This window comes from Gordonia sp. (in: high G+C Gram-positive bacteria), from assembly GCF_020438995.1.
Lineage (GTDB): Bacteria > Actinomycetota > Actinomycetes > Mycobacteriales > Mycobacteriaceae > Gordonia.
This window is the reverse complement of the sequence record NZ_JAGQTN010000079.1, coordinates 1-9,691: the sequence shown is the minus strand read 5'-3', so window position 1 is coordinate 9,691 and position 9,691 is coordinate 1. Positions and strand designations below refer to the sequence as shown.

11 protein-coding genes are annotated in these 9,691 nt (G+C 63.4%); 7 read left to right on the top strand and 4 right to left on the bottom strand.

From position 1 onward, the window contains the following. The 4 genes from KDB67_RS06930 to KDB67_RS06915 all read left to right on the top strand — a co-directional run. A partial coding sequence (locus KDB67_RS06930) for a macro domain-containing protein (protein ID WP_291014055.1) occupies positions 1 to 981 on the top strand: 981 nt, incomplete at its 5' end. Positions 982 to 1,087: 106 nt separating this feature from the next. Then, positions 1,088 to 1,561, top strand: coding sequence for a hypothetical protein (locus tag KDB67_RS06925; protein ID WP_291014053.1), 474 nt, complete (start codon positions 1,088 to 1,090; stop codon positions 1,559 to 1,561). After that, positions 1,558 to 3,864: an AAA family ATPase gene (locus tag KDB67_RS06920; protein ID WP_291014051.1), complete on the top strand. Its 2,307-nt coding sequence runs from the start codon at positions 1,558 to 1,560 to the stop codon at positions 3,862 to 3,864. The genes KDB67_RS06925 and KDB67_RS06920 overlap by 4 nt, the downstream gene beginning before the upstream one ends. Next, positions 3,836 to 5,032 carry a restriction endonuclease gene (locus KDB67_RS06915; protein ID WP_291014049.1) on the top strand — a complete coding sequence of 399 codons (1,197 nt, stop codon included), beginning with the start codon at positions 3,836 to 3,838 and terminating at the stop codon, positions 5,030 to 5,032. The genes KDB67_RS06920 and KDB67_RS06915 overlap by 29 nt, the downstream gene beginning before the upstream one ends. A 33-nt stretch (positions 5,033 to 5,065) precedes the next feature. Here the strand turns inward: KDB67_RS06915 and KDB67_RS06910 are convergent, their stop codons facing one another. The 3 genes from KDB67_RS06910 to KDB67_RS06900 are packed head-to-tail and all read right to left on the bottom strand — an operon-like array spanning position 5,066 to position 7,036. Continuing rightward, positions 5,066 to 5,719, bottom strand: coding sequence for a Uma2 family endonuclease (locus tag KDB67_RS06910; protein ID WP_291014047.1), 654 nt, complete (start codon positions 5,717 to 5,719; stop codon positions 5,066 to 5,068). A 28-nt stretch (positions 5,720 to 5,747) separates the two neighbouring features. Continuing rightward, positions 5,748 to 6,674: an SDR family NAD(P)-dependent oxidoreductase gene (locus KDB67_RS06905; RefSeq protein WP_291014044.1), complete on the bottom strand. Its 927-nt coding sequence runs from the start codon at positions 6,672 to 6,674 to the stop codon at positions 5,748 to 5,750. Further along, positions 6,671 to 7,036 carry a nitroreductase/quinone reductase family protein gene (locus tag KDB67_RS06900; protein WP_291014041.1) on the bottom strand — a complete coding sequence of 122 codons (366 nt, stop codon included), beginning with the start codon at positions 7,034 to 7,036 and terminating at the stop codon, positions 6,671 to 6,673. The genes KDB67_RS06905 and KDB67_RS06900 overlap by 4 nt, the downstream gene beginning before the upstream one ends. 113 nt (positions 7,037 to 7,149) lie before the next feature. On the opposite strand from KDB67_RS06900, the gene KDB67_RS06895 reads away from it, so the two are divergent. Further along, entirely contained in the window at positions 7,150 to 7,707 is a 558-nt protein-coding gene (locus tag KDB67_RS06895; RefSeq protein WP_291014038.1) for a helix-turn-helix domain-containing protein, read from the top strand. 9 nt (positions 7,708 to 7,716) lie between these two features. Here the strand turns inward: KDB67_RS06895 and KDB67_RS06890 are convergent, their stop codons facing one another. Next, complete coding sequence (locus KDB67_RS06890) at positions 7,717 to 8,793, bottom strand: D-alanine--D-alanine ligase family protein (protein ID WP_291014035.1); 1,077 nt, start codon at positions 8,791 to 8,793, stop codon at positions 7,717 to 7,719. Positions 8,794 to 8,876: 83 nt separating this feature from the next. Here KDB67_RS06890 and KDB67_RS06885 point away from each other — a divergent pair, with 83 nt between their 5' ends. Continuing rightward, the gene (locus KDB67_RS06885) at positions 8,877 to 9,158 is read left to right on the top strand and encodes a type II toxin-antitoxin system prevent-host-death family antitoxin (RefSeq protein ID WP_291014033.1); all 282 of its coding nucleotides are present in this window, start codon (positions 8,877 to 8,879) and stop codon (positions 9,156 to 9,158) included. An 18-nt stretch (positions 9,159 to 9,176) separates the two neighbouring features. Next, the gene (locus KDB67_RS06880; RefSeq protein WP_291014030.1) at positions 9,177 to 9,578 is read left to right on the top strand and encodes a type II toxin-antitoxin system VapC family toxin; all 402 of its coding nucleotides are present in this window, start codon (positions 9,177 to 9,179) and stop codon (positions 9,576 to 9,578) included. The last annotated feature ends 113 nt before the right edge of the window (positions 9,579 to 9,691 follow it).

Below are 9,691 nucleotides of genomic sequence, written 5' to 3'. Positions count from 1 at the left end.
GTGATGGGCAAGGGTATCGCGCTGCAGTTCCGCAAGGCATACCCCGAGATGTTCAAGGCATACGAGAAGGCATGCAAGGACGATGCCGTCTCACTCGGCCGCATGCATGTGTGGGAGACCGGGATGCTGGACGGTCCCCGGTTCATCATCAACTTCCCAACCAAGGGGCATTGGCGTGCCCAGTCGCACCTTGACGACATCAAGACTGGTCTCACCGACCTGGTCCGGGTAATCCGCGACCGAGGAATCACGTCGATAGCGGTACCGCCCCTGGGTTGCGGCAACGGCGGCCTGGACTGGGCCGATGTGCGTCCTCTGATCGTCGATGCGTTCGCCGATCTAGCGGAAGTCGAAGTCCGTCTCTACCCGCCGGCAGATGCTCCTGCAGCCACAGAGATGCGTAACGCGACGAAAGCACCGAATATGACCGTAGGCCGTGCGGCACTCGTCACGCTGCTCGACGGCTACTCACGTGTCGCTCTCGACGCAAGCCTCATCGAGGTCCAGAAACTGATGTACTTCCTTCAGCTCGAAGGCCAACCATTGAAGCTCAACTACGTCAAGAACCTCTACGGGCCGTACGCCGACAACCTCCGCCATGTCCTCAGCCATATCGACGGCCATTTCATCAGCGGTTACGGCGACGGCAACACTCCGGTGAGGGAGGCTGAACCAATCCATGTGCTTCCCGGGGCAGTCCAGCAGGCACAAGCTGTGCTCGCCGAGCACCCGGACACACTCGCACGCATCGACAGGGTCTACGACATCATCGACGGTTTCGAGTCGATGTACAGTCTCGAGCTGCTGGCAACCGTGCATTGGGTGATGACCCACGACGACGCGGCCGCAAAGGATCCTGCCGCGGCGTTCGACCAGGTCCGCACGTGGAACAACCGCAAAGCACGAATGTTCACCAGTGATCACGTCACCACCGCGTGGACCGCCTTGCGCGACCGAGAGGTCGTCAGCGTTACCGACTAGCGGTTCCGATCCGTGCGCGGCGACCCTCCGATAGTGTGGTTGGCAACTGCCAACGTCATGCCGCAGTAGGAGAGGAACGTTCAACATGCCGTCTCTCCCCGTAGGCGTGCGTATCTCCGGTCTCGACTTCGACGACGAAGCCACTTACCAAGTGCTCGGCGAAAAGTTCCCCGATATGTTCATCGCAGGCGAGCAACCTCACGTCCTCATGATGTCGGTGTCCGACGCCGACCCGATCTCGGATGCAATCGAACGGGTACGGGCAGTGCAAGCCGAACTGCCGCAGCTTCGTGTGCACGGTGTCGATCGCGACCTCGTGGGGACTACCGATATCGCACACCGAGCGGGGGTAAGCCGTGAAGGCGCACGGAAATGGACTCAGGCCGAGGGGTTTCCGGTACCGTTTGCCCACATTCGCGCTTCCTCCATGCCGGTCTGGGTGTGGAGCGAGGTCGCACAGTGGTTGGAAACCGTTCGCAGCGTTACCGTCGACAACCCGCTACCCACTTTGGCGGCCCTATCCGAAATCGAGAGCCAGCTGGTACATAAATCTGGATTCAATAGTTCACCCGCAGGGTGATCGAATGGCATTCGCAGAGCAACCAGACCAAGCCGCAATCCGATGCAAGGAGCCGAACCACCTTGTCCGACAACGCAGACACCCTTGGCCCTACCCTGAACCGGCCCGCAGCCCCGGCCGTCGAGGCCGTCGGCCACCGCCTGGTTCACGACTGCCTGGGCGCGGGTGGTTCACTTCTCACACCTGGGATACCGGTGTGGACCGACCGGAATCTGACCGAGCTGCACGAGTACTTTGTCCAACGCCCGGATCTCAGTGCGAAATCCTTCTTCGAGAAGCTTGATGGACAGATAGGCAGCAGGTCTCACGGTGCGATCCAACTGTTCGCCGAGATCTTTATTCTGAACGTCCTACCGATCACGAATGTGAGCGGGCCGAAGAAGGTTGAGCAGACGAAGTCGATCCTCAGGATCGGTGGAGACTCCGTCGAACTCCCCGAGGATGTCCTGGACGCATTGATGTCGGGCGGCGTCTTCAACGGCGGCCAGGCGTTCACCACTCAGAAATGGAAGCAGATCAACTACCTGATTGAGCTGACCCGCGCGTTTCGGGAGCTGCCGGCGGAGGATGCAGCCGCTGTGTTGAGTGACCCGCTCACTTTCAGGGGTTTTGTCCGAACGATCAAGACCGGACAGGCCGCACAGCGTCAAGCACTGCTCTACCTGGCGTTTCCAGAGTTTTACCTTCCAGTCGTAAGCGCCACTCACCTGAAACTCATTCGCGACGCTTTCGCCGAGGAGTATCTCGGCCAAGAACCGACCGAAGATATCGACGTCGATCTCCACCATATCTACTCGAATATCATTGCTGCCGAAGGTAAGTCCGTCGACTTATATACGCCACCCTGGGCAGAAAAGTGGCAGCCATCGAAGTCTCAACCCGAACCGGACCCGGGCACGGCACACGCATGGCGAATCTACGGCTCCAATGTCGCAGGCACCGACATGGTGCCCGTCTGGCAGCAAAAGTCCTCGGTATCGCTTGCCGCGAAGTTCCTTCGTCCCGTGAATTCGGATATCAGCTTCGACAACCTGAAATCAATCGTCGACAAAGACTACTCAACAGTCAATTACACCGCCCGCAAGGAAAAGACCGAAGAGTTCTATTCGTTCCTCACCCAAATGAACCCCGGCGATCTGGTTGTCACCGTCAGCCAGGGCAAGGTCTACTTCGGCACCGTCACGGGCGACGCCACATACGCCGATGACAGCGCAGGGCGATCGAAACTGCGGCGGCCGGTTCACTGGTATGAAGAGTCCATCACCACCGCACAACTCCCACCCGAACTCTCGACTCGCCTCAATGAGAAAGGCGAAGTCCTCGACCTCACCGGGCAGATCGACACAATCCGAACACTCATCGACCTGCCACGACCGACACCAGCCGACTCCTCGCTGCACCTTCCCGACGCCGACGAGTACCTGGCCGAACAACTGAACGTCGACCAGGACTGGCTACAGGAATGTATCGACCTGATCCGCGACCGCCCCCAGCTCATCTTCTACGGCCCGCCCGGAACCGGAAAGACCTACATCGCAAAGACACTGGCCCGATATCTCGCCGGCGAAGACAAGGTCAAGATCGTGCAGTTCCATCCGGCTTACTCGTACGAGGATTTCTTCGAAGGATATCGGCCCGGGCAGCAGACCGGCGGCCAGGTCGGATTCGATCTCAGGAAGGGGCCCCTGCGGAGACTCGTCGACAGGGCCATCGAGAGCCCCCAGGCACCGTTCGTCCTCATCATCGATGAGATCAACCGCGGCAACCTCGCCAAGATCTTCGGTGAGCTGTACTTTCTGCTAGAGTATCGCAACGAGAGCATCGACCTCATGTACAGCACAGCCCCATTCACGTTGCCGCGCAACATCGTCATCATCGGCACCATGAACACCGCCGACCGATCCATCGCGCTGGTCGATGCGGCGATGCGCCGACGATTCTCGTTCGTCACATTGCACCCGTCCCAGGACCCGGCCAACGGGGTCCTGCGCAGTTGGCTCACCGCGACCGACCGCCCCACCGACGTCGCCGACCTCCTCGACGAGCTGAACGCACTCATCGAAGACGACGACTTCAAGATCGGGCCGTCGTACTTCATGCGTGAATCGGCCTTCACCGACACCGGGCTACAGCGGATCTGGCGCACATCAATCCTGCCGCTGCTCGAGGAACACCACTACGGTGACGGCATCAACATCGAACAGCGGTACGGACTGGACACCATCCGCAAGCGAGTAGCCGCCCACATCGATGCCCAAACGGAAAGCCTCGGCGATGCCACGATCACCGCTGACACTGACTGAAGGCGGATACGCCGAACGGCAACTCACCCCAGACGAGTACGTCGCGCTCCTCGGATCACCACTCGTCGACGTCACACCCACGCTCATCGAGGGAGTGTTCACGGTCCGCGCCGCAGCCAACAAGGTGGGCGCACTGGCCGTCGGGGATCTGCAGATCGTCGTCAGACCAAAGATCACCGACCTCAACCGGCTGATCTTCCTCCTCGGTTACGCGCAGAAGCCCGGTATCTGGCGAGACGATCCCGTACACCTGACCACCGAGGACGACCTGTTTCCCGCGCTCGCCGAAGCATTCTCCCGACTCGCCACTCACGCAACCGCCCAGGGTCTATTGCAGGGCTACCGAACTGTCACCGACAGCCTGCCTGTGCTCCGCGGCCGGGTTCTCGCCGGTGAGCAGACGACCCGCCACTATGGTTTCGCCGTACCGCTCGCCGTCGAATACGACGAGTTCACCACCGACATCGCCGAGAACCAGCTCCTGCTGGCCGCCACACTGCGCATGCTGCGCGTTGCCGGCATCACCACCACCGCCCGACGCCGCCTCCAGCGACTGCACCTCGCCTTCGCCGAGGTCACGCCCCCTTCTCGCGGTGTACCCACGCCCGCGTGGCGGCCCACCCGACTCAACGCGCGGTACGTCAACGCGCTACGCCTCGCCGAGGTAATCCTCGCCGCGCAATCGTTCGAACACCACGCCGGCGATCTCGCGGTCAGCGGCTACGTCTTCGACATGTGGAGAATCTTCGAGGACTTCGTCTGCACCGCGCTCGGCGAAGCGATGGCCAATCGAGGACAACGTACGGCCACCCAGCATCGGATCTATCTCGACATCGACGACAGGGTGGCGATGCGGCCCGATCTTCTCTGTTTCGACAGCACCCACAACGCCATCGCCGCCATCGACGCCAAGTACAAGGCCGAGAAGCCCGAAGGCTTCCCCGACGCCGACCTTTACCAAATGCTGGCGTACTGCACGGCCCTCGGTCTGTCACGCGGACACTTGATCTACGCCAAAGGCAACGAGCAGCCGACGGTACACACAGTTCGTCGCGCAGGCGTCACGATCCACTGCCACGCGCTCGACCTGTCGCTCACGCCACCTGAGTTACTCGGCCGCATCAACGGTTTGGCCGCATCGATCCTGATCACCCCAGCAGACAACTGACCGGGCCGCCACCTGCGGCCCACACCGCAGATTTCAGTACGCCAGGTCCGCCCAGTCGATGGCGATCGGGAGCGGAGCCCGGATGACGATGCCGGCGTCGTCCGCAGGGGTCCATTCGCCGGCGAGAAGGTAGTTGGCCTGCCGTAGCGGGCGGTCCCCGTCCGGCAGCGGGCCGGGTGTGGATTCGAGACCGTAGGCGCGGATCGAGGCGATGGCGCTCGCCGAACGATCCAGTGATGCCTCCCAGTACCAGGGGATCCCGGCCGACGCGTACCGGGCTCGTTTGGCTTCCATGTCGGTTTGGGAGTTGCCCGGCGACAGCACCTCACCGACCAGCACGACGTCGGGGGCGCGGAGGTCCTGATATGGCTTGTCGAGGCAGCGGTGTACGAGGAAATCCGGGGTGAGGAAGTCGTTCTTGCCGGTGGTTCCCAGAAAGACGTCGGTTTCGGTGGTGACCCGCAGGCATCGCTCCGGATTGTCCGTCCGATCTGCGCGAACGCACCGCTCCAAGGCCGCCCAGATCCGGTTGGTGAAGGTCTGGTGCTCGGCCGGTCCGCGGCGCATCCACACAACCCTGCCGTCCCACAGTTCCACCTGGGCGGCGATCTCCTCGGGAAGCTCGCCGAGTTCCTCCCACGTCATGCACTCGGGGAGGTCGGGGCGGTCGCCGTGCGGGACGGACATGGATCAACTGTAGCCGCGGGCCTGTCGGCTACGGCCAGATGACGCCGGTGGCCTTCTCCAGGTGCTTCCACAGCCGGTCGGCGGCTGCTTGATCGGTGGTGTACTTCGGTGCTTCGCCGATCTGGGTGGGGCCCTTGTAGCCCTTCGGCCCGACGAACTGTCCGCCGGCGACGGCCGGATCGACGGCTGCGCGGACCAGGGCGTGGGCCCCGAGTTCCTTGGTCTGGCTGAACGACGCCTGCAGCGTATCGACGATCCGTTCCTTCACGGTAGGTTCGTTGATGCCGGGTCCTACGGGGCCGCGGCCGCCGAGCGCGTAGCCGGGATGCGCGATGACGCTGACCAGCGATGATCCTGCCGCGGCGAACCTGCGGGCGGCCTCGGCGCCGACCATCGTCGTGGCGGCCTTGGAGTGGGCGTACACCTTCATCGGCTTGTAGGAGGCCGCGGCTCTGTCGAGTTCGGGGTCGGTGAAGTCGTAGTCGCCCTTGATGGCTGTCGAGCTGCCCAGCCACACGATGTGGGCGGCCTCGGCGAGCTCGCCGAGGACCGAACCGACGAACGCGAAGTGCCCGAGGATGTTGGTGGCGAACAGGAGTTCGTGGCCTTCGTCGGTGACGGTCCGCGTCTTGGGTCCTTTGACGAGGCCAGCGTTGAGGATGAGCCCGTCGAGTCGGGTTCCCGACTCGATGATGTCGTCGGCGGCCCGCTTCGACGACGCGACGGAACTGGTGTCGATGCGCAGCGTGCGGATTCCGGCGGCCGGCACCTTCGCCGATGCGCTGAGCGCGGCGATCGCGGCGTCGAGTTTGGCGGGATTGCGGCCCGCGACGATCACGTCGGCGCCGGCGTGCAGCAGTTGGTCGGCGGCGAAGTAGCCGATACCGCCGTTGGCGCCGGTGATCAGGTAGGTGCGGCCGGTGAGGTCGCCGATGTGTGCGGGGTCCCAGGTCATCGGGATTCTCCTTCGTTGGTGAGGGTGATGGTGACGGTGACGATCTCGCCGTCCTTGACGGCGACGGCATGCCCGGGGTGGGTGGTGCCGTCGACGAGGACGGTGACGTGCGCGCCGTCGCCGGTGAAGTTGCGCCACCACGTCTTGCCGTCGGTGCCGAACTTGGATTGCAGGGTGATGGTGTCTACGCCGGTGCGCTTGTAACCGACGGGTGTGCGGTAAGTGCGGCCGGTTTTTCTTCCGGTGAAGGTGAGGATGGTCAGCCCCTTGCCGAGCACACCGCCGACGACGGGCGCCTCAAGCAGCGACATCATGATCCGGTTGCCCAGCTTCGGTGTGGACGCCCCCATGTTCGCGCTCATGCGAAATCTGCCTTCCCCTGACACATCACCTGTTATATGGAGGATTTTCCTCCGATACAAGTGGAGAGTAATCTTCCGTTTAACGATCGGCAAGTGTTTGACGGGAGACAGCGATGAGATCTGACGCACGTGCCAACCGCACGGCCATCGTCGACGCCGCGCGCACCCTGTTCTCCGCGCGCGGGGTGGATGTTCCGTTGTCCGCGGTCGCCGACGCGGCGCGCATCGGGATCGCGACGCTCTACCGCAACTTCCCCACCCGCGACGACCTGATCCGCGCCGTCGTCGAGGACCTCGCCGACTGCTTCCGGGCAGTCGAAGACGACTACCTGACCCGGATCGACAAGGATCCGGATCAAGGCTGGCACGATTTCGTGCACGCGCTGGCGGCGCTGCGACCCGGAACGCTCATTCCCGCACTGGCGGAGAAGTTCGGCGACACCGGCACCCCCGACTACGTCGAACCGCTGCGCACGGGGGTGCTCGCCGCACAGGAAACGCTCCTGGAACGCGCCAAGGATGCAGGTCTGGTGCGAGATGATGTGTCCGCCAAGAACTTTCAACTCGGCATCGCGTCGATCACCCGACCACTGTCCGAACAGGACGAAGCCGACTGCGACACCCACACGTCCTGGCTCATCGACGTCTACCTGCGCGGCCTGCGCCCGTGAGCCAGCCGATCAGTGTTCGGTGGAGAACCCGGCCCGGCGGCGGTGATTCTCCAGTGCCAGCACCACGAGCCGGTCGATGAGGTCGGCGTAACCGAGACCGGCCGCGTCCCAGAGTTTCGGGTACATCGAGCCGGGGGTGAAGCCGGGGATGGTATTGATCTCGTTGAGGAGCCAGCCGCGGCCGCCCTCCTCGTAGAAGAAGTCGACGCGGGCCAGGCCGGCGCAGCGCAGCGCGAGAAACGACTCGACGGCCAGCTCCCGAACCTTCGCGATCTCTTCGGCGGGCAGGTCGGCGGGGATCGCCAGCTTCGCGGCGCCGGTCACGTACTTGTCCTCGTAGTCGTAGAAGTCGCTGCCGGGCAGGATCTCGCCGGGCACCGACGTTTCGGGGGCGGTGTTGCCCAGGACCGCGACCTCGATCTCGCGGGCGGTCACCGCCTCCTCGATGATGACGGTGTCGTCATAGCGCAATGCGACATCGATGGCTTTGTCGAGTTCGGATTCATTGTGCGCCTTACTGATTCCGACGGACGATCCGAGGTTGGCGGGTTTGACGAACAGCGGCAGACCCAGCGCATCGATGGCGCGGCCGACGATCTCGCGGGCGTCGTCGATGCCGTCGCGGAACTCGATCCATCGGCACTGCGGGATGCCGGCTTGCTCGGTGACGCGCTTGGCCATCGCCTTGTCCATGCACACCGCCGACCCGAGCACACCCGACCCGACGTACGGCAACTTGAACAGTTCCAGTAACCCCTGCATGGTTCCGTCCTCACCATGCGGGCCGTGCAGTAGCGGCAGTACCACGGTTATCGCTTCGGACTGCTCACCCCGCAGCACGGTCAGCGGGTCGACGGCCGTCCCGACGACATCAAGTGCGTTCGGCAGCGGCGTGCCATCGGCAAGCGCGGCCATCGCGTCGTCGTTGCGCACCCACGAGCCGTCCTTGCCGATGCCCACGGGCACCAGCTCGTACTTGGTGCGGTCTGCGGCTGCCAGCACGTGGGCCGCGGTCACACGGGAAACGTCATGTTCTGCCGAGACGCCACCGAACAGGACGACCAGACGCAGGAGGGGCGAAGCCATGCCGCATAGCCTAGTGTCCCCCAAACAGACGCTCTCAACTGCTACGATTGCTACACGCGCCGCGTCGCCTTCAGGAGGCAACTATGCGCACGATCCCGCACCGCGAACTCCGGAACAACTCGTCGAAGATCCTCGAGGAGGTCAGCAACGGTGAGACCTTCGAGATCACCAACCACGGCAAAGTGGTGGCAGTACTGTCACCTCCGGCCCTGACACCCTACGAGCGGCTTATCGCCGCCGGGAAAGTGCAGCGCGGTACGCAACGGAGAAATTTCTCATCCATCAAACCCACAATCGCCGATCGCGATCCGCTGGAAGTCCTCGATGAGATGCGCGGTCAGCGCGACGCGATGTTCGATGAGTGACGCGGCGGGCATCATCGGGTGATCGTCTACATCGACACGTCGGCATTCCTCCGGATGGTGGTTGTCGGGCGCGATGCACAAACCGTCACCGCCGGCGCTCGGGTCAGGAGTTACCTCGACCTGTTCGGAGCCGACGACATAGTCCTATCGTCCGCACTCCTGCGCACCGAAGTTCGCTGCCAGGCCAATCGCCAACCGGAGATCGATATCGATCTTGCAGACTCCACGCTGGCGGAGATCGACATCGTGGACATCGACCAGGATGACTTCGCAAACGCACCGCTGGTTCCCGGACAACTCCGCACGCTCGACGCCTTGCACCTGGCCGTAGCGCTCCGGTTGCGTGCGGACGTCATGGTGTCCCTCGACGCCGAGCTCCTCCGCGCGGCCCGGCTCGCGGGGCTGCGCGTCGGTCCGTGACGCGGGCGCCGACCGGGCGCCCAGTACATTGATCGGCATGCGTTTCACGGCAGCACAGATCGCTCAGGCAACCGGTGGTGAGGTGGTCGGCGACGCCGGCGCCGTGATCGACG